19 protein-coding genes are annotated in these 25,028 nt (G+C 47.0%); 8 read left to right on the top strand and 11 right to left on the bottom strand.

Translation table 11 applies throughout. The features are described 5' to 3' along the window. Nucleotides 1-12: 12 nt before the first annotated feature. Genes narH through RE469_06370 form a run of 3 tightly spaced genes read right to left on the bottom strand, consistent with a single transcriptional unit; the run spans nucleotide 13 to nucleotide 5,396 of the window. Entirely contained in the window at nucleotides 13-1,506 is a 1,494-nt protein-coding gene (gene narH / locus RE469_06380; protein WMT43829.1) for a nitrate reductase subunit beta, read from the bottom strand. After that, nucleotides 1,496-5,161, bottom strand: a complete 3,666-nt coding sequence (locus RE469_06375; protein WMT43828.1) for a nitrate reductase subunit alpha — start codon at nucleotides 5,159-5,161, stop codon at nucleotides 1,496-1,498. Before RE469_06375 ends, narH begins: the two co-directional genes overlap by 11 nt. Then, nucleotides 5,154-5,396, bottom strand: a complete 243-nt coding sequence (locus tag RE469_06370) for a hypothetical protein (protein ID WMT43827.1) — start codon at nucleotides 5,394-5,396, stop codon at nucleotides 5,154-5,156. The genes RE469_06375 and RE469_06370 overlap by 8 nt, the downstream gene beginning before the upstream one ends. A 255-nt stretch (nucleotides 5,397-5,651) precedes the next feature. Between RE469_06370 and RE469_06365 the strand changes: the two genes are divergently transcribed. Continuing rightward, on the top strand, nucleotides 5,652-6,122 hold the full coding sequence (locus RE469_06365) for a carboxymuconolactone decarboxylase family protein (GenBank protein WMT43826.1): 471 nt from the start codon (nucleotides 5,652-5,654) through the stop codon (nucleotides 6,120-6,122). Nucleotides 6,123-6,489: 367 nt separating this feature from the next. On the opposite strand, the gene RE469_06360 is transcribed toward RE469_06365, so the two are convergent. Further along, the gene (locus RE469_06360; GenBank protein WMT43825.1) at nucleotides 6,490-6,681 is read right to left on the bottom strand and encodes a hypothetical protein; all 192 of its coding nucleotides are present in this window, start codon (nucleotides 6,679-6,681) and stop codon (nucleotides 6,490-6,492) included. A 183-nt stretch (nucleotides 6,682-6,864) separates the two neighbouring features. Between RE469_06360 and RE469_06355 the strand changes: the two genes are divergently transcribed. The 3 genes from RE469_06355 (at nucleotide 6,865) to RE469_06345 (ending at nucleotide 9,298) form a co-directional block, all read left to right on the top strand. Continuing rightward, nucleotides 6,865-7,497 (top strand): helix-turn-helix domain-containing protein, encoded by a 633-nt coding sequence (locus tag RE469_06355; protein WMT43824.1) that lies wholly within the window; start codon nucleotides 6,865-6,867, stop codon nucleotides 7,495-7,497. Nucleotides 7,498-8,220: 723 nt separating this feature from the next. Then, nucleotides 8,221-8,907, top strand: a complete 687-nt coding sequence (locus RE469_06350) for a hypothetical protein (protein ID WMT43823.1) — start codon at nucleotides 8,221-8,223, stop codon at nucleotides 8,905-8,907. Nucleotides 8,908-9,094: 187 nt separating this feature from the next. Beyond that, complete coding sequence (locus tag RE469_06345; protein WMT43822.1) at nucleotides 9,095-9,298, top strand: hypothetical protein; 204 nt, start codon at nucleotides 9,095-9,097, stop codon at nucleotides 9,296-9,298. A 229-nt stretch (nucleotides 9,299-9,527) separates the two neighbouring features. Here the strand turns inward: RE469_06345 and RE469_06340 are convergent, their stop codons facing one another. The 4 genes from RE469_06340 to RE469_06325 all read right to left on the bottom strand — a co-directional run bounded on the left by RE469_06340 (nucleotide 9,528) and on the right by RE469_06325 (nucleotide 12,659). Further along, complete coding sequence (locus tag RE469_06340; GenBank protein ID WMT43821.1) at nucleotides 9,528-10,724, bottom strand: NnrS family protein; 1,197 nt, start codon at nucleotides 10,722-10,724, stop codon at nucleotides 9,528-9,530. 14 nt (nucleotides 10,725-10,738) lie between these two features. After that, nucleotides 10,739-11,158 carry a hypothetical protein gene (locus tag RE469_06335; protein ID WMT43820.1) on the bottom strand — a complete coding sequence of 140 codons (420 nt, stop codon included), beginning with the start codon at nucleotides 11,156-11,158 and terminating at the stop codon, nucleotides 10,739-10,741. 99 nt (nucleotides 11,159-11,257) lie between these two features. Further along, nucleotides 11,258-11,884 (bottom strand): DUF2249 domain-containing protein, encoded by a 627-nt coding sequence (locus RE469_06330; protein WMT43819.1) that lies wholly within the window; start codon nucleotides 11,882-11,884, stop codon nucleotides 11,258-11,260. Nucleotides 11,885-12,029: 145 nt separating this feature from the next. Next, entirely contained in the window at nucleotides 12,030-12,659 is a 630-nt protein-coding gene (locus RE469_06325) for a helix-turn-helix domain-containing protein (protein WMT43818.1), read from the bottom strand. A gap of 747 nt (nucleotides 12,660-13,406) precedes the next feature. Here RE469_06325 and RE469_06320 point away from each other — a divergent pair. From RE469_06320 to RE469_06305, 4 genes are read left to right on the top strand one after another with little or no spacing between them, the layout of a single operon-like run. Continuing rightward, nucleotides 13,407-14,585 carry a beta-eliminating lyase-related protein gene (locus RE469_06320; protein ID WMT43817.1) on the top strand — a complete coding sequence of 393 codons (1,179 nt, stop codon included), beginning with the start codon at nucleotides 13,407-13,409 and terminating at the stop codon, nucleotides 14,583-14,585. Nucleotide 14,586: 1 nt separating this feature from the next. Beyond that, nucleotides 14,587-15,690 (top strand): CBS domain-containing protein, encoded by a 1,104-nt coding sequence (locus tag RE469_06315; protein ID WMT43816.1) that lies wholly within the window; start codon nucleotides 14,587-14,589, stop codon nucleotides 15,688-15,690. Further along, nucleotides 15,690-17,075, top strand: coding sequence for a TldD/PmbA family protein (locus RE469_06310; protein ID WMT43815.1), 1,386 nt, complete (start codon nucleotides 15,690-15,692; stop codon nucleotides 17,073-17,075). Before RE469_06315 ends, RE469_06310 begins: the two co-directional genes overlap by 1 nt. Then, complete coding sequence (locus tag RE469_06305) at nucleotides 17,072-18,382, top strand: TldD/PmbA family protein (protein ID WMT43814.1); 1,311 nt, start codon at nucleotides 17,072-17,074, stop codon at nucleotides 18,380-18,382. Before RE469_06310 ends, RE469_06305 begins: the two co-directional genes overlap by 4 nt. A gap of 3 nt (nucleotides 18,383-18,385) precedes the next feature. Here the strand turns inward: RE469_06305 and RE469_06300 are convergent, their stop codons facing one another. From RE469_06300 to RE469_06290, 3 genes are read right to left on the bottom strand one after another with little or no spacing between them, the layout of a single operon-like run. Continuing rightward, entirely contained in the window at nucleotides 18,386-20,803 is a 2,418-nt protein-coding gene (locus tag RE469_06300) for a M1 family metallopeptidase (protein WMT43813.1), read from the bottom strand. Continuing rightward, nucleotides 20,804-23,188: a M1 family metallopeptidase gene (locus RE469_06295; GenBank protein WMT43812.1), complete on the bottom strand. Its 2,385-nt coding sequence runs from the start codon at nucleotides 23,186-23,188 to the stop codon at nucleotides 20,804-20,806. A gap of 59 nt (nucleotides 23,189-23,247) precedes the next feature. Further along, nucleotides 23,248-24,900, bottom strand: coding sequence for a pyruvate oxidase (locus RE469_06290; protein WMT43811.1), 1,653 nt, complete (start codon nucleotides 24,898-24,900; stop codon nucleotides 23,248-23,250). Between the last annotated feature and the right edge of the window lie 128 nt (nucleotides 24,901-25,028).

Genomic DNA, 25,028 nt, shown 5'->3' with positions numbered 1-25,028 from the left:
ATTTATTTGAGATCAGAGTTCTCTACCCCCCTTCAGTTTAGGATAGATAACCCCCTCTTCCGGCGCTATCCCCTCCAGGCTGCATGCTCCCTGGAGGTACGATGCATCTGCTGTTGCCTCTCTTCTTCCGGTAGGAATCACAAAGCGTTCCTCATATTTGGCAACTCCGAAGAGTCTTGACATTTCCACAACATCTTCCGGAGATAACTCAGATTCCTCTAGCAGTTTTGCGCCTCCAGCCTCATTCAAATTCAAGGATCTCATATAAGCACGCATTGTACTCATTTTCACCAGAACCTTCCTGATGGTCTCTGTGTCACCTGCAGAGAGGATTGATGCGAGATATTCCATGGGTATTCTCATGCTGTCAACAAGGGTGACGTAATCATACGCTCCGATCTCCTCCTCGTGATCCACAGTATTCAGAATGGGGCTCAGAGGTGGAACGTACCATACCATTGGGAGTGTCCTGAATTCCGGGTGCAAGGGAAGAGCGACCTTCCACTTGACGGCCATTTTGTATACGGGTGATTTCTGGGCAGCTTCGATCCACGCATCATTTATTCCTTCTTCGTGCGCGTGTTGAATCACCTCAGGATCAAATGGATCGAGAAATACTGATAGCTGCGAATCATACAGTTTCTTGGGGTCATTCTCTGCAGCAGCTTCTTCTATCCTGTCTGCGTCGTAAAGCACAGGGCCAAGGTATCTGATGCGGCCGACGCAGGTCTCAGAGCACACAGTTGGTAGACCTGCCTCTATTCTTGGATAGCAGAACGTACACTTCTCTGATTTGTGCGTGTTCCAGTTATAATATACCTTCTTGTATGGACAAGCTGTAACACAGAACCTCCAGCCCCTGCATGAATCCTGGTCGACAAGAACTATACCATCCTCATCCCTCTTGTATATGGCACCGGCAGGGCATGCCGCCACACAAGCGGGATTCAGGCAATGTTCACATATCCTTGGAAGATATATCATAAATGCTTTCTCATATTCGAAAGCAAGGTGATTCTGCAATTCCCTGAGATTTGGATCCATGGATGAAGTTGCGGTCCCGCCAGCCAGGTCGTCATTCCAGTTCGGCCCCCATTTAGGATTATCTATGAACTCGCCGGTCAGGGAAGAGAACGGTTTCGCAACAGGTTGATGTTCCTTCCTGGCGCTGTCCAGAAGATTGCCATAGTCATAGTTCCAGGGCTCATAATAGTCATCTATTGTTGGAAGATCCGGATTGAAGAATATATTGAGAAGCCGCTGGAGGGAGCCGCCCGATCTCAAACGCAGCTTGCCGTTCTTCAGAATCCATCCTCCCTTATACTTGTCCTGATTTTCCCATGCAGTGGGATAACCGGGGCCTGGCCGTGTTTCAACATTATTGAACCACATGTACTCCGTGCCGGGCCTATTGGTCCACACGTTCTTGCACGTTACACTGCAGGTGTGGCATCCTATGCATTTGTCAAGGTTCATCACCATAGCTATCTGGGACTTAACTTTCAAGCCATTTCACCTCGTTGAGTTTGCGGATGAAAGCTGTTGCATCTCTCTGGTGACCGGTTGGCCCGTAATAATTAAAAAAGAATGCCAGCTGCGCATATCCGCCTATTAAATGGGTTGGTTTCAGTATCACACGCGTAACACTGTTGTGTGTTCCGCCCCTATCTCCGGTTATCTCACTTCCTGGTGTTCCCACTGTACGATCCTGTGCGTGATACATTATTGCATCTCCTCTGGGTATCCTGTATGACAGGACAGCTCTTGCAACAACAACACCGTTCATGTTGTAAATTTCCACCCAGTCGTTATCTTTCAGATCAATCTCCTTTGCGTCATCCTCATTAATCCACACATACTGCCCTCCGCGGAAAAGTGTAAGCATGATGGGCGTGTCGGCGTAGGTGGAGTGAATGCCCCATTTCTGATGTGGTGTCAGATATCTTACTGTAAGATGTTTGCCTGTTGCCAGTCGCGCGCCGTCCTCCTTGTTTGTATAGAATGCAAGCCCCAACGGAGGCTTATAAATGGGCAAATTCTCGGCCATTTCCGATATTAATTCGTGGTCCAGATAAAATGCCTGTCTGCCTGTCAATGTTCTCCAGGGGATTGAAAATTCAACGTTCGTTGTAAATGGAGAATAACGCCTCCCACCACCTTCATTGCCGCTCCAAACGGGGCCGGCAATTGCACGTCTGGGCTGCCTAACGAGGTCATCGAACGAGATATCCGTTTCATAATTCCCCCGGAATGATTCAGTGAGGTTCTTCCCCATCTTCTTAGAAAGGAAGGCCCATTCTTCTTGAGACCGGTGGCCATTGGTCGCACCGGAAAGTGTCATCATTGCATCGGCAACCTGCCGCTCTTCCTTAATTGATGGAAGGCCAAAACTTGAACCCTGCACATCATATGCCGGCAATTTGCTCTCAAGCAGATCATGGAATGCATTCTCTCCGGGGATCGTTATGCCTTTTGCAGTTATCCTTTTCTTCTCCAGAGGGCCAAGGGTTACCATCTTGTCATAAATTTTGGTATAGTCCCTTTTTACGAGAGAAACTTTGGGAAAGTTCTTTCCAGGTATTGGGGTTGTTTTTGAACTTAACCAGTCATCGACAGTTCCAAATGGCTGCGCAATTTCATCGATTGAATCATGCTGCATGGAATTCAGCATTACATCCTCAACCTCAGGAAGCTCCTTGGCAGCCATTTCTGAGAAATTCTTGGCAAGTATCTTGAAAGTTTCCCAGTCCGACCTAGTTTCCCATGGCGGTGATATAGCCGCACTGAATGGATGGACGAAGGGATGCATGTCAGTGCTGCTAATGTCATATTTCTCGTACCATGTGGCTGCAGGCAGCACGATATCGGAATATAGGGCGGAACTTGTCATTCGGAAGTCCACATCTACCATTAGGTCAAGTTTCCCCTCCGGTACTTTCTCTGGTATGGAAACAGTTTCCGGTTTCCAGCTTTCGCTTAAGTCACCAAGCGGATGGCCACTTGATCCAATCATGTGTTTTATGAAATATTCATGGCCTTTCCCTGCTGCACCTATTAGATTGGAACGCCACAGGAAAAGCACTCGAGGGAAGTTTTTTTCATTATCTGGTTCCTCGACGGAGAATTTAATATCACCGGAAAGGAACTTTTTGACAACGTATTGACCCACCTCCTCATTTGTCTTGCAGCCTGCTTCCCGGGCTTCCTTGGCAATGTCCAGAGGGTTTCTGTTGGTCTGGGGATAACTTGATTGCCAGCCTTCCCTCACAGCTAGAGCCAGAAGATCCGCAGGGTGCTTGCCGGCATATTTCCCCTGAAATGGAGTTAACTGTGTGTAGTCATATTTCTGCTCATACCTGAACTGATCTGATGCCAGATAGAAAAATGAGGTACCATTCTGAAGTCTTGAAGCTGGTTCCCAGTCCATTGCAAAAGCAATATTGCTCCAGCCTTCGAACGGTCTAACCTTTTCCTGGCCCACGTAATGCGCCCAGCCACCACCATTAACTCCCTGGCTGCCTGTGAGAAGCACCAGACTGATGATACTTCTGTATATGACGTCGCTGTTGTACCAGTGATTTGTGCCCGCGCCCATGGCGATCATTGATTTTCCATTGGTTTTAGCGGCGTTGTCAGCAAATTCTCTGGCTACTCTAATAGCCAGATTCCTGTCCACCCCTGTTATCTTTTCCTGCCACGCTGGAGTGTATGCCCCATCGGATTCATAGTTTTCGGGATAGTCACCTTTCAGGCCACGAGGTACGCCCAGACTTGCTGCAAAGAGATCGAATACTGTGGTGACGGATATCATACCCCCGTCTGCGCTTTTTACTTTTTTCACTGGAACCCCACGCGTTGACGTATATGAGCCAGATTCGTCGAAAAATGGGAATTTAACCAGCTCAACAGAATCCTCCGATCCCACAAATGTTAATGCAGGATCTATTTTCTCATTATCTACTCCGACAAGGTCCAGATTCCATCTGGATGACTCATCCCACCTGTAGCCTATACTCCCGCCGGGTATACTCAATTTCCCTGAGGCGCTGTTCCACACAACCGTTTTCCATTCAGAATATTTCTCGCCGACCCCGAGATCACTGGCCCTCAGGAATCTGTCTGACCTGTAGTCATCGCCTTCCTTTTTAAGGATGACAAGGAATGGCAGATCAGTGTACTTTTTTGCATAGGAGGCGAAATATGGTTCAAGCCGATCTGCATAAAACTCCTTGATAATCACGTGTGCCATCGACAGGGCAAGTGCGGCATCTGTGCCGGCCTTTGCGGGAAGCCAGAGGTCACTGAACTTTATGTATTCGGCATAATCAGGGCTTACGCCAACAACTTTTGTCCCGTTGTATCTGGCCTCAACCATAAAATGTGCATCAGGTGTCCTTGTTTGGGGGAGGTTTGTTCCCCATATGATAAAATATTTGGAATTGTACCAGTCCGCACTTTCAGGGACGTCTGTCTGCTCACCCCATATCTGCGGTGAAGCGGGGGGCAAGTCAGCATACCAGTCATAAAAACTGAGCATGCTTCCTCCTATCAATGATAGGAAACGTGAACCTGCTGCGTAGCTGACCATGGACATGGCGGGAATAGGTGTAAACCCCAGTATCCGATCCGGTCCATACTTCTTTATAGTTGAGATCAGAGAAGCGGATATTATCTGGGATATTTCATCCCAATTGCTTCTGACAAAACCTCCTTTTCCACGATCCTTGACATATTTATCCCTTTGCTGCGGATCGCTGGTAATACTGTCCCACGCAGATACAGGATTCCCGGTTTCACTGAGTGCCTTTCTCCACATTCTTACAAGAGACCCACGTATATATGGATATTTTACTCTCATTGGACTATAAGTATACCAAGAAAATGTTGCTCCCCGAGGACAACCCCTGGGCTCGTATTCAGGAAAATCCTGACCATTGGATGGGTAGTCTGTTTGCTGTGTTTCCCAGGTTATTATTCCATCTTTGACGTACACCTGCCAACTGCAGGAACCGGTGCAGTTCACGCCATGTGTTGATCGGACGATCTTGGTGTGATCCCATCTTGATCTGTATACATTCTCCCATTCTCTTGATCTGGGATCGTACTCTATCCATTTGTTATTGCTTGCCTGTCCTTTCTTCTCGCCTATGGCTTCAGTCATTGACTTTCCTCCTGCTCAGTGGATTGAATCTATCACCTGCTATTTTGAACGAATCCTTATTCTCAAGTTCCTGCAGAAAATCCCCATAGCTGCTGACGTTGGCGGCTACAAGTATCAAACGATTCAAGGTGGAAAAATCATTTATTTCTTTTATCATCTGCCTTGCACGCAAATCAATACTGCCGAACCTTCCTTCGAGGACATATAGCAAATCCTCTACGTCCGATTCTTCCATGTAAATGCAATTCCTGAAGGGATATAGTTTTTACCCCGCAAAAATACGCTTATAGGGCAACTAATACTGTTTCTGGTTTTTTATCTTTATTCCACTGAAACACAGAGCTGACAAATTTCTTAAGCACGTGAAAATAATATTCTCTTGGAAGATGGAGTATCTCAGAGATTTCGAAATCATTCTCGTTATAAGGTTCCTGGAAATGTAGCACGTGACTACAGGTAAATATTTTCATAAAAAACACAATTTAACCGAATGGAACCTCGACTCAACTATGGCAGCTTTTCTCCGGAAATACTGAGATCACTGCACACCATGGAAAAGGCAATTTCCAAATCTGGGATAGACAACAGGCTTCTGCACCTTATTAAGATGCGGGCTTCACAACTCAATGGCTGCGGATGGTGCCTTGATATGCACTCCAAAGATGCTCTGTTGGACGGCGAAACGGTCCAACGGATTGCACTCTTGAGCGCATGGTGGGAATGCCCGCAGTACACGGAAAAGGAAAAAGCTGCTCTGGCATGGACAGAGAGGATCACCCTTATATCAAATATCAGGGAGGATAGTGATATTTACAAGAATCTTCAGAAATTCTTTTCTGACGAAGAAATAGTTGTCCTTACATGGGCCATTATAGCCATAAACTCCTGGAATAGGCTGAATGTGTCCTTCAAGACCATCCCGGGTACTTACGAAGCAAAGAAGAAGAGCACAAGCCCATGATGGTCGCCAGATAATCTTCAAGGGTACAACACTCAGGAAAATTGTGGAGAACCAAGCAATTAAACTTTAATCATACAAACAGTGGTCTAAATTGATGGTAAAACTTGAACTGAATGATCCGCCTAAGGAGTTAATTTCTAAAGCAATAGAGGGAATCTCACAGCAATGGGCAGAATGAAAGGACAACTGTAAGGCAAAATTTTTAGGATTTGATCTAGAAAATGGTTACACTGGATAGGTGCTATTGAAGCGTCGAAGGATGCGTGTGTTGTAAGAAAGGTTGGATACGAATGGCTCAAGGTATGGAATAAATCCAGTTATGAAGGCCGTGTTCCGAGATTTGCAGACGGTAAGCCGTCAAGATCCTTTATACCTTAGGTTCAACAAAACAATCTGGCGTGATCTTGCCAAGGAACTTATCTATTATGAGCTGTGTCCTCTTCTTTTCCCTATTCCAGATGCTGTGCGCTATGTACATGTGATATAAATCTTCGCTCTTCCTCTGGATAAGTGTTCCCTTCTTCTCGTACTTCAGTACACAGTCAGAATAGTCAGCCATGTTATGCGTATACAAAACATTACAATATTTAGATTTATACGTTGGGCTCAGAAAATTACAGTTTCTGTAAAAATATTTCATGTAAAAATGAGGGAGTTAGATATCAGTTCAGAATTGTAAAGGTGTGCTGACCGAAGCTACCTCAGATTTAAGTAATGGAGATTTATATTTACAGCGGCCCTTGTGATTGAAGCTGAATTGGAATTCGAACAAACCATGGACTCTTTTAGGACCTTGGTGAAAAAGTATTCCGCGATGATTAAGATCAGAGATATACGAAGAAGTCAGGAAGGTATTAAAGATCTCGTGGATTTCTTTGTGCCACCAGGTGACACTGAGGGCTCTCATGACGAGATACACCGGCTTGTTGGAGACCACAATGAAAGCCTAGTTTTTATTGATGACAACCACATAACCGCTATCGTAAATGCAGATGAATGCAATCTTTGCAGCAAGATGTTGAACTGGGACCTCTTTCTTACAGAAGCTCATACGACTGAAACTGGAAGTATCGTCATGCGTCTACTTGCACCGGATGAGGCTACTCTAGCAGGATTCTTGGAAAGGCTTGAAAATGATGATGTTGCATTTAGATTACTTAAAAAGGCGCGTTTGACCAAGAAAAAAGAAATAACAATCAGGCAAGAGTATGTTGTGAAGACAGCATTGGATCTGGGATTCTTTGAATATCCAAAAAAAATAAATCTAGAAGGTTTATCAAAACGATTGAACGTTTCATATGTGACTTTAGCAGAAATCTTGAGGCGTGCTGAGAAGAATATCATAACTTCATATTTCAAGCAAGGCAAAAATTGATTTCACTTTAAGAGCACATCTGGATACCATTTTGAAAAACTATGTCAATCTTGCATTTTCCAGATCGTATATTACCGGAATACGCTGCGGATTGCCTCCGTTCCCTCCACTGTTCTTATTTCCGCCTTTAATGGAAGTGCCGTCAAGAATTCAGATAACAGACATAAAAGTTGGATTCATAGGCTGTAATAAACGTAATATCATCCTCCTCCATTGCTTCACACCACACGACCTACTATTTACTGTTTTGGACACAATTTTCTGTCATTTCACCTTGTTTTGCAGGCGCCAGAACAATGGGCATATCATCAACCTGAGTGCCCTGTTCATCGGATATGCAACATTATTGTTTCCATCCTCGCATTTCTAATAAATGACCAGATTCCCTGGTGATTCACAGGAAGAATCATGTTGCTAGTCCCATCTTGAAAAATATTACATTTCCTGCTATTTTAACAGCTTGCGCATTTGAACACTGTTGGTTGTGTCATGGCGCCCACAGTTACAATCAGACTGAGTATTGCTTTGAAATACGGAACTCCCAACTTGCTATGATTCCGCGTTTTAGATATGTTCATAGATATTCTTATTTCCAAGCCCTACAGAGTTATTGTCATAGCACCGTGGCCTCAAGAAAATACAAAGCCCTTATTTTCCATAAGAGGATAGTCTAACACGTCTGTTATAGTTCTTGGAAGCAGGAATATCATCGGGTTCAATCTCATGGGAAGGCTCATGGAAACTGGCGTCAGGGTTATCGAGTCACCTAAAGCTGGAGATTTGTTGAAGGTAAGGAACAGGCACGCAGATGCTGTGGTGAACGCCCTGTATGGGGAAGGAATAGGTTCTGCAGTTCCCGAGGACAAACAAACTGGTGAACTGGTTATCGCTGGCCAGAAGTTAATATCATATCTCTTCCCAGAGAGCAAGAACATCCTCGTTTCCTCGGACCTGGTGTACAGACCATGGCCTTCCGAGAAGGACGAAGACTGTGAAGTAGACCCCTCCACACCACTTGGCGAGAGTATGCTGACAGCGGAGAAACTTGCAGATTCCAGCGCACTCATTGTCAGGGCTGGCATTCCTCTTGGCCACTGTGCCCCAAATCTACTTGACGGGTGGGCCCTCAAATCCGTGCAGTGGCATCCAAAGAATGGAAGGAAGAGGGCATTTGTGCTGAATAGAGACCTCTCTTTGGCTCTAATGTCACTGCTGGACAAATCCGGCGTATACAACGTATGTGACTTCAACATGTATGAGGAAGATTTTGCAGACTATACAGGCATTGAAGCAGATGCCACTGAACATGATCCGGCTGACTACTCCCTGAGTTGCACGAGACTTACCAGGGAAACTGGTCTCAGACCTAGCGGTCCTGATGTGGTATTGTGGAATGATGATACAATTTGATTACGAAGCTTACTAAAAATGTAACTGAAGGGATTATGGGCCCTTATAGATAGGATATTGAAGGACTTGCAAGTATGCACCTGTGTTGAATAAGAGAATATTTTTTCCCGGAGCACCTACTGAACACCCCAGGATGCCAGCAGGATTTGACGAACTTGAAATCTAACATGCATCTATGTGGATGCTCATGAACAACATACAGAAGGAAATTGATACAGGCGCAGTGAACAGGTCTCCCAAGTATGCCGGTGAGATCTGCAATGCGCTCCAGGACCATAACAGGCAGGAGGAAAAACAAGTATATCTCATAACAAGCACCGAAAGGGATTTGATTTCATTCTATGAGTCTGATGGCCGAGTATTAAAGAGGACGATATCTTTCCTCAACTAATGCACGGGTCTTTCCGTTCGCCTATGCTAAAGCGACATATCCGGGGGACTTCTGCGAGCCCATATGGTGTGCCTGCATTCCTTACTCCAGTAACCTTCACCTTAAATCTTCTCATTTAAACAACCATAATGCCGCCACCGTATGAACAAACCAGTATGTGCCATATCATGACCTTCACCTTTGATTTATTTGGCCCTGATCTACAGGTACCTGAAAATAGCCTATTGAACTACAAGGGACGTGCTAAAGACGCGCCTTCAGGCTCATTTTTAATCCTCATTATGTTCAGCAGAAATAGCAATATCGCAAGAATGAGAATGTATATTGACAGGTATGATAAGAAATTTCCAAATTTCCACACCATAGCAGATAAATCTCCTCCCACTCTCAGCACAACCGCTAGATCCAGAGCAATGATGGGTGAAAAGGTAACTCTATTGGTATCTGCCCTTAGTTTGAGAATAAGGGGGAAAATAACAGGGCTATGGGCTATTATGAAGGACCCTATGAATCCCAGCGCGATCGCATGGGTTGCTGCGTCCATATAACCATGTGATATGTTCACCTGGATTATGTACAGAATAAGGCCAATCCAGATCCAGATATATGAAGAAAGTATGCCTGCTCCCATAAATCTCTGCAATTTCCCGCGTGGATGCCTGATTCTGAACACGGGGTCAAATATGGTGACAGCGAAAATAAATAAAAACATTGGCAACAGTGCCAAGTCGAACAACAGTCGAATCTCAATTTCGTCTTGCAGAATGGATGAGATGAAAAGTAGCGATGGAATTAAAACCGCAGATATCTTCATTAAAAGCATGTAACCATGTTTGATGCCTCTCATCAAACCGAGTTCAATTCTCTCGCCAAAAATATAGAGAATAGGGAATGAGAGCATCAACAGAGCCACCGATGGCGATGATGTCGCTGACTTGAACGATACAGAAATGGCACCTAACGCCAAAGCCAGCAGCGAGATGCCCATAATGAACTTTATATCAGTGCTGCCAGGATTCCTCCTGGAAATCATGAACCACATGAACAGTAGTCCTGCGGTGGCAATAAGCGCTGCTCCTACGAAACGTAGGTCCTGAAAAATTGTGTAATATGTAACGGAAAGAATGGTAACACCCGAAATCATGCTAGCTACTATGGGATATGATATTGGAATCCCTCCTAGAATCTTGAATTTACCCATCATTTCAAGCTTTTCGCTGATAAGGAGACCCCCTACCACACCAAATACCATTATCACCGGATGCACATGGATATACCCTGCAAGTACTGTATCAATGGTGAATCCATGCTGCTGTGCAAGTTTTGAGGCACCTAACGCAAATCCGATTATGAGCATCGCAACCGTAACTGCGAGGGAAAATGATACCAGACGGTTTATGTGACTGACTCTATTTGCCAACCTCATCGCCTATTTGCCCATCAGTGTTCTGTTTTATTAACCTTGCCAAGTTTCTCCCTGCTGCCGACAGATATCATGTCGTAGGTATGAATCAGCACCGAGACCAGAAGAAATAATACTGCGGGGATAAAAATGATTCTCAAAGCTGCTACATTGAGCGCCACCATGAGGAAAGTCACCCCCAGATCGAGCAGTATTATCTCCACTTTAATCAGCTCGCGGTTGAAAGGAACCCTGCCTGCGTATGATGGTATCATTATATTTGTTATACCGAAGATCATTGATACAACAAAACCGAATAGCCAGAGCATTGATATGCTACCTCCCACAATAAGGAGACCTATGGCAGCTCTCAAAAGATAAAGTATTAACCCAGCCAGAAGGAAAATGAAGGCCTGACTGAAATACACCGTATTCACTGCAATATATTCTCTGTCCATATTTGATCAAACATCCATGCCAGACAACCAGTGCGAAAATTACTCTTACCGGCCACATTCAATAAATTTGAGGTCTGTGGCCGTTAAGTCTGTCCCGTTTCAGGCATATTCTCCCAGTGACAGTTTTCTCTGTACCTCTTCGTGATCCTGTTCCGTTGGCATAGGCACGACAATATGCAGGGCCTCCATGTCAGTCCTGGCTTTTATGCCCCTCCTTTCACCTGCCGGAACAATAATTATACTTCCGGGCTTTATCTGTGCTGTTTTCTCACCCATAGTCGCCTCCCCTTCTCCTTTAAAAACCTGGAATATTAATGCCGTGTTTGGAGAATGCACTGGTATGAACTGGCCTGACCTTATATATGTGATGATAACCCCATATTTCTCATTGGTGAAGACAGGCACGGCGGAAAAATGATCTGACAGGAATTCCCTGCTTTCATCATAATCGGTCAGTATGCATTTACTACGTGCTTCTGCATCCATAGACCTCACATAGTAGGCGTGCCACAGGCCATCTTCATCTAAAACGGCTTCATACTTTGAAGCATCTACAGGCAGGCCGAGATGCTGCATGTGAAGAAGGAGATGATCCGGTCTGTGATCCACGACAACCTCTAATGTTTCACCGGCCCCTATCTTCCGGAATTCCTTGAAAACCAGTTCATGTCTCTCATTTGCAGCTACACTTCTTACATCCACAACATTTACTACAGTCTTTCCCATGAAGTCTGAGCATTCTGGTTAGGATAATATTTATGCCTAAATATTTAGGTATCGGTTTTGTGTCTGCATTTTTTCAGAAAAACCATGACGAACCTCATCATTTAGGAGATTCCTATGAAAATGATGCACAGCTTCCACTTGGGTATCATGAATCTCTGGAGAAGAACTCCCCAATTATTTTCCTTTCAGCCCTGCGGAGAATCTCCGATATCGTGGTGTATGAAATACCCAGGCGTTCTGATAATCCTTTAAGATCAATTCTTTTTGGATAGTCAAAATAGCCAAGTTCCAGAGCAGTTTTAAGAATAAACTCCTGACGGGCAGTTATTTGCGGCTTTATGTCTATATCACTCTTTCTCACTATGATGTAAGACATGCCATCACCATTAAGACAACCCAGAAATTCTGATAATGTTTGTTCGTCAGGCGATAGAAAGACCATACTAACATCCCCTGAAGGGTGGGAACGGGCATCGATGAGAAAAATGTCAAATCTCACAATGGCACTGCATACAGGGCAATTATGTGCATCTATGATTGCAGTTATCCTATTCTGATCTATTATCTTTACTCGATCGCTTCCATTTTGCAGACCTACCGGAAGTCCTTTCGTGGGCAAACTTCCGTGTCCATCCGGGAGGAAAATATCAACAAGATCCATCACACCTCCGCGTCCATTTCTAACATCTCTTATCCTTACAGTGGAAGAATGATTCTCAGCTAGTTCAGATATCCATTCAACGGGCCTGACGAATCGAATCTCTGCCTCTATCAATTTACCCTCTTTCCTATGATCTCCTCATATTTAAACTGGAACAAGTTTGGCAGGACTTCATCCATCTGAAATCATCCAGGATCGGTTCTGAATATAATCTGCCCATTCGTTCTCTGCGGTTCGATGGCACAGCATTCCATTGCGAAATCGCCTGCTCTACTCTGCGATCAAGGTCCTTCAAGCATTTTCTCTTGTGCCAAGATTAATCTTATTGCGTTTTCAGCCCGGTAATTCTCTGGATTAACGTACCTTTACAGGATGAACATAGAGGTTCCGTCTCATCCCACCACCTGAACAAGGTCTTGAAAAGCGCCTTACATTTCTTTGATTTGCATGTGGAAACGATATGGAATAAAACCACGTACACTGCATGCAGGTCATATTTCGTTTCTGACTTACAGTTTCTTTAGGAGCTTTTTCGCAATTTTGTATGACACGCATTCGGACTTGCCATAAATCTTTCAAGCTTCCGGCGGTTTTGTTTTGACTGAATTGCAAAGGACGACAAAGAATAATTCAGCCATAATCCACATCCGTAATAGTTTTCAGCATATTTCATATTAAGTGATGTTAGATTTCCCTGGCGGGACGAATTCGAGATTTCTTGCCTTTGAAGTGATTCCCTTTGAAAAATTTCAGATGAGCATTCTTCGCTGGGAAAACCTATGAATGAGGTGTCAAGATTAAATACTGGGATATGCATTGATTGGAGCACACTGCCTTATCTTGGCAGGGGAAGGTTGTATCATGAGTGAAATCCTGAAGCTTGTAAAGAAGCATGAAAAGTACAGATCAGAATCGTTGAATCTCCAGGCATCTGAAAACGTTATGAGCATGGATGCCAGGGAAGCCCTTTCTTCAGATCTTGCCTCCCGATATTCACTTGTGCTTGATCCAAGCAAGGGCGATGCCTACGGGGGAACACAGTATACGGAAGAGATACTCCATGAAACTGAAAAACTGGCAGCCGCCCTGTATGGATCAAAGCATGCCGAAGTGAGACCCCTGGGAGGCCATATCGCAGCCGAGATGGTTATCCTCTCGCTAATGAGCAAGAGGGAGAACATGATGTCAATCGCTGAGAAGAATGGAGGATATACCGGCTATCAGAATGGATATCTGCCCCAGATGTTCGGTTTCCAGAACTATGAGATCCCCTATGATGAAGCATCCCAGGAAATAAATCTTCAGAAGCTTGAGAAGGCCATGAAGGCATCCAGCCCCTCCCTTGTGGTTCTGGGACAGTCATTCTTCCTGAAGCACTATGACCTGAAACCCATCAGGGAAATGTGTGATGCGTACAATTCATACCTTGCATACGATGGATCACACGTAATGGGCCTCATTGCAGGCCAGGCCTTCCAGAAGGACGTGCTTGAATACTGTGATCTTCTCTTCGGATCCACACACAAGTCGTTCTTCGGCCCACAGGGCGGCATCATACTGACAAACAATGAGGACATTTTCACCAGGATAAGAAAGAACATCACCTGGAGAACCATGGACAATTATCACCCGTCAAGGATAGCTGCACTTGGAGTTGCGCTGGAGGAAATGACAAAATACGGCAGGGACTATGCAGCAGGTGTTGTCCGAAACTCAAGGCACCTTGGAAAGGAACTGCATGAGAATGGCGTGGGAGTAAAATTTTCGCCGTGGTATTCGGAGACACACCAGATTGCACTTGATGGCAATTATTTCCAGAGCAGGGGTATGAGCTTTGAATCAGCATCCCGGATTCTTGAAGATAACGGAATCATCGTGGACAGGGAAGGGAGGATAGGCACTTCTGAGATAAGCCGGATGGGATTCAGCGATATGGGTCGGATTGCAGAACTCATAAGCAGTGCCCTGTCCGGGAAGAATGTAAGTCAGGAAGTCAGTGACCTAATAAAGGAATTGAGAATACACTATACAGGTGCATAATATGAAAGTCAGTGACATAATGATCACCAAGGATCTTGTAACTGTGAGCAACACTGAAAGCGTTGGAGAAGCCCTGTCAAGGATGAGGGACACGGGCGTGCACCAGATTCCCGTACTTTCGGGAAAGCGCTATCTTGGTATGCTGAGCTACAGGGAAATCCTGCGAAGGAGAAGCATATTCCCTGCCTCAAAGGTTGAGACAGTAATGATAAAGACCCCGAAACTGAGTCCGGGCGATAACATCAGTTCTGCCATAAGGCTTTTCAGGGAGGCTGGAGTTCCGGCACTGCCTGTGGTACAGAAGGGGCTCCTGGTTGGCCTCCTTTCAAGAACGGATATCCTGAAGAACATCTCATCAATTGTCAGGCCTGGACAGCTCAGGGTTTCAGAGATCATGTCAGATGACCCCATAACCGCCAGGGAAGATGAGAACCTGGAACAGGCAATAGAAAAGATCAGGGGACTGGATGAAACAGAAATTCCTGTATCTGACGGTAATGGAAAACTCACCGGCATACTGCGCATAGATGAGCTAAGCGGCGACGCCATAATGCCGGGCAAGGAAGGCCATGGCAGAAGGGACTGGATCAGCAACCCCGAGAAGAATGACATAAAGGTTGCCTCCATAATGTCTCAGCCGGTGTCCGTGAAGCCAACAGCCTCAGTTGAGGACCTTACATCAATAATGGTGTCTAACGGGCTTCATGTTGTACCTATTGTTGACGGTTCTGACAGGATTGTAGGAGTTGTTGACGTATATGATGTCATCAATGCAATGGACGTGGGCAGGAGCAGGGCAGGAGTTCTTGTGCAGGTCTCAGGCCTTGGACCCTATGACGATGATCTGTATGACATCATCTACTTTGAGGCGGGAAAGTTCCTGAGCAAGCTTGGCAAGATGTCTGGTGTCAAGAGCGGCACATTCAACGTGCATGTTGCAAAATACCACTCAGAAGGCAGGATTAAGTACTCCGTCAGGACAAAACTCTTTGCCGGCAGCCTGAATATGTCTGTAAGCGACTATGACTGGAACTTTGGAAAGTGCATAGCAAAGATATTCGAGACCTATGAGAACCTGCTGAAGAAGGACAAGGCGAAGCAGTGATGGGAGGTGAACTCATAGACAGGGCGCTGGAATATGCGTCCAGAAGCTCAAGATATTCCGAAGCCCGGTACATGGAGATACTGACAAATGATCTGTCCTACAGGAACTCTGAATTTGAGGGGATGGATTCTGGAAAGGAAAGCGGATATGCCGTCAGGGTGATAAACAACAGCATAGCCATGGCATACTGCGACAGAGAGGACTGGGGACGCCTTAAGGAGGCAATCGATCATGCTGTGAGAATTTCAATGAAGCCTGGCAAATCCTCCATCTGGGAAGGGAATAGCATCAAGGACAGCTGGAAGGTGAACCAGAGAAAGCCCATTGAGGATATGTCCGTGGAGGACAGGGTGACACTTGCCAGAGATTTCGATTCACTCATGAAGAGTGCAGGTGCCGATGTCAGGATGAATGTCATACATGACAAGCGCACGAAGCAGCATTACGTCAATTCAGTGGGAAGCGATATCAGGGGCGATGTTGCCAGGCTTTATTACTTCTACATGGTGGGTGTCATTGAGAACGGTGAATTTGAGCAGTCAACAAAGGAATATGGATCATCCTCAGGATATGAGTACCTGGATTCCCTGAATCTAGAGGAAAGGATAACCAGTGATGTCAGGGATCTGCATGAGAGCGCATCTGCGCCGAGACCTTCACCGGGAAAGTTCGACGTAATCGTTGGTCCGGAGATTTCGGGAATAGTTGCACATGAATCGTGCGGACATCCCACCGAGTATGACCGAATCGTTGGCAGGGAAGGAGCGCTTGCAGGTGAATCATTCCTGACAGGCAAGAAGTTTCCCTTCAGGATAGGCTCTGAAAACGTCAGTGTCATAGATGACCCAACAATACAGGGAAGCTTCGGCTACTACAGATATGATGATGAGGGCGTTCCATCCAGGAAGCGTTACCTCTACAGGAAAGGTTACACAGATGAATTTATCCTGAACAGGGAGAGTGCTTCCATGATAGGCAGAGATTCAAATGCCGGAGGACGGTCTTCCTCATGGGACATGGAACCGCTTGCCAGAATGAGCACCACATATATCGAACCGGGAGATTACAGGTTCGAGGAGCTCTTCGAGGGCGTCAGAAAGGGCATATACATTAAATCATTCACGGAATGGAATATTGACGATATAAGATTCAATGAGAAGTATGTTGGAAAGGAGGCGTACCTCATAACAAACGGAGACCTGTCAGGAAGGGTCCGCAGGCCGGTGATAGAAACAACCACCATCAATTTTTACAGTGCCGTGGACGCTGTAGGCAGAGATCTGGAATTCAGTGCGGGAATGTGCGGAAAGGGTGACCCGGAACAGGGAGTTGACGTGTGGATGGGTGGACCACACATGAGGCTCAGAGAGGTGTACATACAGTGACAGCAGACCTTGTTGATGATGTCTTCAGGAGGCTCCAGAAGGAAGGGTTCCAGGAGATTGCACTGGAGTTTGCAAGGGAGAATGTTGAACAGATCAGGTTCTCCGCCAGCAGCACTGACCTGCACAATTACTGGGATGAGGAAAATCTCTCCGTCTTTGCCGCCATGAACGGCAGGACTGTTTCAACAGTGATCAAGGACCCTGCTTCTGTGGATCAGGCCATTATAAGGCTTAAGGAAGTTGCCCTGCGGACGCCCGAAAACCCTTCATTTGTCTCCATTAACAGGGAACACCAGACATACGGTAATGGAATGAGATCACATTTCCAGTCCGCTGATTTACAGGACCTGCAGAACGCAATGATCAACGGATCACTTGCAGCCGGTGCCGAACGTGCTGCAGGCCTCATATACAACAGGAATTCTGAAATCACAGTGAAGACCAGCTATAATGAATGCCAGTTCAGCACCGGAGGCCTCGAGGGTGTCATCAGGGCTTTCAAAGGGCCGTTCACAGGACAGGAGGCCCAGCATTTCGGATTCAGCACATCCCCAACAGGAAAAACCTTCGAGGAGATGGGATCAGAAGCTGCCGCAACAGCCTCTGCTACCAGCCGGATGTCAGAGATCAATCCGGGAAAATTCAGGGTCCTGCTTTCACCATACGTAATGGGGAACATACTCTCCTACAGTTCCGGATTCCTCTCCTATTACGCAGTGGAAACCGGGCTAAGCTGCTTTGCAGGAATGCTTGGAAAGGAAATCTCCACAGGGGAATTCAGCCTCTACGATGACCCTGAGGATTACAGTGGCGTTGGATCACGAATGTGCGACGACGAGGGGACCCCCACCTCAAGGCTTGAGATCATCGGCCAGGGGAAACTTAAGAGCTATCTTCACTCAACATCCACTGCCACGCGGGCTGGTACCGGAACCACAGGCAATGCCGGAATAATATCTCCCCGAGCATGGCAGATGAGCCTCAACGCGGGAAAAACCAGATTCGAAAACATGCTGGATGATCTTGAGGACGGGCTGCTCATAAACAATGCCTGGTACACCAGATTCCAGGATTACAGGAACGGCATTTTCTCCACGGTTCCCAGGGACGGGGTTTTCCTTGTCAAAGGCGGTGAAGTTCAGGGTGCGCTCTCCGGCATAAGGATCAGCGATTCTGTCATGGATATACTGAAAAACGTGACTGCAATTTCCAGAGAAAGAAAGAGGGTAAAATGGTGGGAGGAGATATCCGCCTCAACAATGCCCTACGTGATGGTTGACGGGATAAACATAAGCAAGGCCTTCTGAAACCTAAGGAATGGCCTTTGCCATCCTTATATTGACATTCAGACCCTCAAGTGATTTTTTAACTCCTGTCTGGAGATCCGGTGATGTATATCCCTGAAGCAGGCGCCTCATCTCAGCCTCTCTGCCGATTCCTATGAGGGGCACCGTTGCCTCTATGGTTCTTGACGGTACCCTTGATCCCACGAAGACCTCCTTGAGCTGGCGAACCATGAAATCAAAGTTTGTCAGGAGGAATTCCCTTGAATCCGGGCAGTTTGCCGCCGAGATGTAGAATCTCCCCGTGTCCTGCTTTTTCACCTGGCCGTTCCTGATGAGATCCAGTGCGCTGCCAAGTGACTCGGGCTTCCCCAGCCAGCCCATTGCACCAATTATCTTTGTCCGATCCTCGTCCGTTACGCATCTGGCCAGTGTTTCCTTCAGGGAATCGAAATCCCCTGTTGTCCTCGCATAGCTTATGGCCACAACCTGCCTTATGTCCGGATCAAGGCTGAAGTATCTGCTGAATTTTTCCGCCATGGCTGCCGCAAACCTGTCATCAACCAGAGACAGGGTCAATGAGAGGGCGGCCCTTGCTATTGAGATGTTGATCTCCTCACCGGGATGTTTTTCTCCCAGCCGTTCCAGGTGCATGGAGGCAAACTTCATTGCAGCTTCCCTCACCGATTTGCTGTGGGGCTTCAGCAGGTAAAGCGAGTTCATCTGGCTGTTGATCTCCTGGAGAACCAGTGGATCAGTGGCATCCCATATGGACATGATGCCCCCCATATAATCACCGTACGGAATCCTGCCGGACTGCAGTGCAGCATACAGATCGTTCGCAAGACCCCAGAGATCATGCCCCGACAGGCTGTTCCTGCTTTCTGAAACAGACGCAAACAGGCCGCTGTCGTATACCGTCCTGTAGAAGCCTGTGAAGTCGCTGTTCAGCTTTATGAATCCAGCTGCTGGAATCTTCATTTCACGATCTTCCATAAGCACGGATTCTGTTCCGTTTTCCCTTACAATTGTGAGAGGTACTGGCCAGGTCTCGTTTGTGCTGCTTCCATCAAGGAGGAACTGCTCCTGCCTCAGTTTCACTGCATCGCCGTCACGGCTGGCCAGAATAACCGGATAACCCTTTCTTCTGATCCATGCCTCCATTATCCTTGACACTGGCATTCCTGATGCCTTCTCTATTGATTCCCAGAGGTCTGAACCCTTTGCATTGCCGTATTCATGATCCTTCAGGTATTTCCTTATGCCATTCCTGAAGTTGTCCTTGCCTGCATATCCCTCTATCATCCTGAGTATGCTTGCACCCTTTCCGTAGCTTATCTCGTCGAATATCTGGGCAATCTCCTCCGGATCCCTGACGGTTGCATCAATGGGGTGTGAATTCTTCAGCGCATCGTTCTTCAGGGCACCCTCGGTTCTCAGGTTTATGAGATCGCCGGTGGCATCCCATTCAGGTTTTATGACATCTATGATCTTGTATGACATGAATGTGGCAAAGCTCTCGTTGAGCCATAGATCGTTCCACCACTCCATTGTCACGAGGTCCCCGAACCACTGGTGCGCCAGCTCGTGCGCTATGACTTCCGCAATGCTCTTGTAGTTGGATGATCCGGTGGAATCATCTATGGACAGATATATCTCCCTGAAAGTGATTGCCCCCCAGTTCTCCATTGCGCCTGCACCGAACTCCGGCACGGAAATCAGGTGGAGCTTGGGCAGCATGTATGGTATCCCAAAGTATTCCCCGTAAAGTTCCAGCACCCTGCCTGCAATTTCAACCGGAAAGTCTGATCTGGTGAGCCCCCCATGGGGTGCTGCCAGGATGATCTCGGTGCTGCCGTGCATTACTGACCTGAAATCAAACTTCCCTGCACCTATGTAAAGCAGGTATGTGGACATCCGTGGTGTCCTGCCGAAGACCACGGTTTTCCTTCCGCCATTCTCTACCACTGATTTCACCGGCATGTTGGATATGGCATCAAGATCTTTGTCTATATCAAGGGAAAGATCAAAGGTTGCCTTGTAGAAAGGATGGTCCACACATGGAAATGCCCGTCTCGCTCCATTGGATTCAAACTGCGTGGTGAAAACATCTGCGTTGCCATACCTTGCCAGATAGAAGCCTGTCAGGAGCCTGGGGATGGCACCACTGAAGTTTATCTTCAGCACAGAGTCCTTTCCCGGGGTGCAGCTGAACACCACGGTCTGGCTTTCCCGTGCATCTGTTGGCTTCACTGCTTTGCCGTCCAGATATGCATCTGCTATGGACAGATCCACGCTGTCAAGGACCAGCTTATCACTGGCTGGTCTGAAGCGTATCTCCTCAGTTCCCCGGTATGTGTGCCTGCCGCTGTCGATGATCATACTAATGGAATAGTTCTCAATTGTGAGGCCAGAGTTTGGATCCACCCTCTCGGAACGGTTCATTCACTTCCCCTTACCCTTTACAAGGCGTGAATATATCTCAAGGGTTTCAAGGCTCTTCTTCACACCCTTGGCAAATGAGGGTTTCTCCAAGGATTCCAGCTTCTTCTTCATCTGCTCCTCACGTCCCAGCCCAACGAACGGAACAACACTTTCAAGCATGGTCCCAGTATATCCGGTGCCCTCGAAATACTTCTCAACAATGGCAACAGCATCATCAAGGTTCTGGAAGACCGCTTCCCTTGCCTCCGGATTCATTGCCATGTAAATGTACACCCTCATTACGTCCTGTTTCTTCACCTCACCGCTCTTCGCCAGTTCAAGGTACTTCCTGTGGTTCTCCTGGCCAGTGAGGAAAGCGAGGCCCATGAGGATCTTAATGCGATCCTCATCAGAATCCGAGACTTTGAAAGCTGACAGCAGACCCTGAAAATCATTGGAGACCATGGCATAGGAAATTGCCACTGCAGACTTGAGGTCAGATTCCACATCGGAGAAGTTTCTGAAGAGGGCAGATAATTCAGACGCATAGTCGTGGTCCACAAGGGCAAGTGCCATCGTTACTGATTCCCTGAGGACTGATGTGGAATCCGGTTCACCTTCCTTATGCCTGCCCAGTGAATCTGCCTGCCTGCGGAGATAATCCCTGGCAGTCTTTGTTATCTTTTCCTCCTCCGGCATCAGAAGGTGCAGCGTCATGAGTTCCCCGCTTATCTCGTGGGCCACTGTGGGATGGGTGTTGCCCATGAATATTGCCAGATCTGACAGGTAGCGGTCCAGATTTATTTCCCCTGCCTTCAGGAGTGCAAAACTGTCCGTGAGCAGCCCCAGGACGTCCATGTAGCCAAGCCTGCCGAAGCTGTGCCTGAGGGATTCCATTGAGGCCTCGTCATAGATAACACGGTAAAAACCTGTGTTCTCTGAGTTGAGTTTTATGAATCCTTTGGCATCAATTTCCATTGATTCGGATTCCATGAGCAGTGATTCCAATCCTGAATCTCTCACCACAGTGAGCGGCACCGGCCACTTTTCTTTCCCTGGTTTTCCAAGCATGAGAAACCTCTTCTGCTCCAGCCTGATTTTGCCGCCAGTCCTTGTTACCCTTACCACGGGATAGCCCATGCGCTTTATCCATGCCTCCATTATCCTTGACACTGGCATTCCTGATGCCTTCTCTATTGATTCCCAGAGGTCTGAACCCTTTGCATTGCCGTATTCATGATCCTTCAGGTATTTCCTTATGCCATTCCTGAAGTTGTCCTTGCCTGCATATCCCTCTATCATCCTGAGTATGCTTGCACCCTTTCCGTAGCTTATCTCGTCGAATATCTGGGCTATATCATCAGGGGTCTTCACCTCTGCCTCTATTGGATGTGAATTCTGGAGCGAATCACCGTTGAGTGCACCCGCCGTCTCTGTCATGAAGAAGTCCCCCCACATGTACCAGTCCTTGTGAAGTTCGTCAACCATCTTGAATGACATGAATGTGGCAAAGCTCTCGTTGAGCCATAGATCGTTCCACCACTCCATTGTCACAAGGTCTCCGAACCACTGGTGCGCAAGTTCATGGGCAACTACCTCTGACACGCGATGCTTCACGGAGGCGCTTGTCCTGTCGTTCACCAGTATGACCAGTTCCCTGAAGGTGATTGCTCCCCAGTTCTCCATTGCGCCTGCACCGAACTCCGGCACAGAAATCAGGTGGAGCTTGGGCAGCACATATTTTATCCCGAAATAGTCCTCGTATTTGGCAATGACATGGTCTGCCTCCACAAGGGGAAAATCATTGCTCATGAGCCTTCCCCGTGGTGCTGTCAGATATCCGTCAATATGCCCCATCTTCCTGCTTATGCTGTCAAACTTGCCCACGCCGATGTACAGCAGATAAGTGGACATCCTTGGTGTGTCATTGAATATGACTCTCTTCTTATCCCCTGCTTTCTCAGTTGAAGCCACCGGCATGTTGGATATGGCCTCCAGATCATTGTCAATGACAAGCTTCAGGGAGAACACAGCCTTGTAATTTGGATGATCCACACAGGGAAACGCCTGTCGGGCACCTGTGGATTCAAACTGTGTGGTGATCATATGATCATTGCCATATTTGGCCACATAGAGACCCATGAGCGTCTCACCCACTCTGGCAGAGAATTTCACCTCAATGGTTTCAGTAGGGCCCAGCTTGTGATCTGTGTTAACCGTTTCATCCTTGCTGTTGATTGTGAATTTAATGGGTTTTCCGCGGGATGATATCTCATGGATGTCAATTCCCACAGAGTTAAGGAAAAACGTGTCGCCCTCTCCTGCTAGGGTGATCTTTTCTACCCCGGTATATTCAAGTTTTCTGAAGTCGATATTGAGCTCTATGTCGTATTTTTCTATTTTCATGCAATTCTGCAAAGCATCTTTGAATTAATAAATGATTCGGGAGATTCAGTTCACAAGAATCAGATTCCGCTGAATTTCTCCCTGAGTATTGATGTTACGTAACCCTTTGCCTGCTCCATATTTATTTTTGGCGGCATTGGCCTTTCGTTGGAATCCACAAAAACATTGAGAACAGCAGGACCCCTGGCCGCCATAAGTTCTGTCAGGGCAGCATCCAGTTCCGAATATTTCCTGGCGGTGAAGGCTTCTATTTCAATGCTCCTTGCCAGGGCTTCGAAATCCGGGTTGTAAAGGTCCACACCGAATTCCGGATAGCCCATGACCTCTTCCTCAAACTTGATCATTCCAAGCTTTGAGTTGTTGAAAACTATGTATTTGACGGGCCTTGAATATTTCCTTGCAGTTATGAGTTCCATCATGGTCATGGCGAAACTCCCGTCTCCAACTATGGCCAGTACGGGCCTTCCCGAGGCAAAAGATGCACCAATTGCACCCGGCACGCCTGCCCCCATGGTCCCGAGCCATGACGAGAACAGGAACCTGTGTCCCTCCTTCAGTCTGAGATTACGGGCTGCCCAGACAGTAACGTTGCCGGTGTCTGCCACTATCACAGCATTGTCCTGAAGCTTACTGGAAACTGCTGAAACAACCGCCTCAGGCTTTATGGGGTCTGATTTGCCCTCCTCAACGGCCTTCAGGTTTTCCAGCCATTTCTCCTTCTCCTGCCGCAGATCATCGTAATATTTCTTCTGCTTCTCCTGAACCTTCAATTTTCTCAGAAATACGCCAGCATCGCAGACACAGTAAAGATCAGGCCTGACCCTCTTGCCGATCTTCAGGGGGTTCGAATCCACCTGAATGTACTTCACGCCTTCCGGAAGGAACTGGACATATGGGAAGGATGTGCCTATGAGTACGACCAGATCGGCTTTCTTCATGGCAGCAACTGATGGTCTGGTACCCAGTAAACCAAGTCCACCCATAACACGCGGATCCGTATCCGAAAGTATACCCTTGCCGTTCAGTGCATATATGAGGGGTGCCCCGATCCTTGTGGAGAGATCCTTCAGGCCATCCGCACAGCCAGCTGCCCCTCTCCCGTACATTATGACAGGATGCTGGCTCTGGTCCACGGCCTTCACTATGGCTCCCAGATCGGGTTCCATTGACACTGCGGGCCTTTCAGTCATGCCATAGTCATCCTGCAGTTTTGCCTGCGATCTCAGTATGTCCACAGGAAGATCAAGGTGGGCAACACCCGGATGTGTGCGCGCCTCGAATATGGCTCTTTTCACCAGATGTCCCGCGGAATCAGGATTAATTATTCTTGCCTGGAATACGGAGACATCGCTGTAGAGATGCATCATGTCAACCTCCTGGAAATAGTCCGTCCCAATGAGGTCCGTCTCTATCTGGCCGGTCAATGCAAGAACTGGAGAGGCTTCCATCTTTGCATCGTAAAGTCCGTTGAGGAGATGTATTGATCCTGGCCCGGAAGTCCCCATGCAGACTGCAATGTCACCTGTATATTTTGCTTCAAATGATGCGGCCAGTGCCGCACCCTCCTCATGCCTCACCTGTATGAACTCAATGGCTGTGTTCCTTCTTATGGCATCCATGAGAGGATTCAGGGAATCCCCTGGTAATCCGTATATCCTCTTCACTCCGGATTTCACCAGGGCATCTATTATCAATTCTGCTACCGTATTCATGCGTCAACATGCCCCTCTTGGTAGTTTAACCTTTGCAGTTGCATTGAAGTGTACGGCAACCTCTGCAATGCCAGACGCCCTTTACATTGCTTCTGTATGTGCCATGGGATGATCATTTAATGGTCAAG

It is taken from the genome of Cuniculiplasma divulgatum (assembly GCA_031200235.1).
Classification (GTDB): Archaea; Thermoplasmatota; Thermoplasmata; order Thermoplasmatales; family Thermoplasmataceae; genus UBA509.
This window is presented reverse-complemented; position numbering and strand designations above follow the sequence as displayed.

Coding starts and splice junctions, on each gene's coding strand:
- RE469_06375 (WMT43828.1), bottom strand. CDS start 5,161: ATGACTGAAGCCATAGGCGAGAAGAAAGGACAGGCAAGCAATAACAAA.
- RE469_06370 (WMT43827.1), bottom strand. CDS start 5,396: ATGGAAGAATCGGACGTAGAGGATTTGCTATATGTCCTCGAAGGAAGG.
- RE469_06365 (WMT43826.1), top strand. CDS start 5,652: ATGGAACCTCGACTCAACTATGGCAGCTTTTCTCCGGAAATACTGAGA.
- RE469_06360 (WMT43825.1), bottom strand. CDS start 6,681: ATGGCTGACTATTCTGACTGTGTACTGAAGTACGAGAAGAAGGGAACA.
- RE469_06350 (WMT43823.1), top strand. CDS start 8,221: ATGGGAAGGCTCATGGAAACTGGCGTCAGGGTTATCGAGTCACCTAAA.
- RE469_06345 (WMT43822.1), top strand. CDS start 9,095: ATGAACAACATACAGAAGGAAATTGATACAGGCGCAGTGAACAGGTCT.
- RE469_06340 (WMT43821.1), bottom strand. CDS start 10,724: ATGAGGTTGGCAAATAGAGTCAGTCACATAAACCGTCTGGTATCATTT.
- RE469_06335 (WMT43820.1), bottom strand. CDS start 11,158: ATGGACAGAGAATATATTGCAGTGAATACGGTGTATTTCAGTCAGGCC.
- RE469_06330 (WMT43819.1), bottom strand. CDS start 11,884: ATGGGAAAGACTGTAGTAAATGTTGTGGATGTAAGAAGTGTAGCTGCA.
- RE469_06320 (WMT43817.1), top strand. CDS start 13,407: ATGAGTGAAATCCTGAAGCTTGTAAAGAAGCATGAAAAGTACAGATCA.
- RE469_06315 (WMT43816.1), top strand. CDS start 14,587: ATGAAAGTCAGTGACATAATGATCACCAAGGATCTTGTAACTGTGAGC.
- RE469_06310 (WMT43815.1), top strand. CDS start 15,690: ATGGGAGGTGAACTCATAGACAGGGCGCTGGAATATGCGTCCAGAAGC.
- RE469_06300 (WMT43813.1), bottom strand. CDS start 20,803: ATGAACCGTTCCGAGAGGGTGGATCCAAACTCTGGCCTCACAATTGAG.
- RE469_06295 (WMT43812.1), bottom strand. CDS start 23,188: ATGAAAATAGAAAAATACGACATAGAGCTCAATATCGACTTCAGAAAA.
- RE469_06290 (WMT43811.1), bottom strand. CDS start 24,900: ATGAATACGGTAGCAGAATTGATAATAGATGCCCTGGTGAAATCCGGA.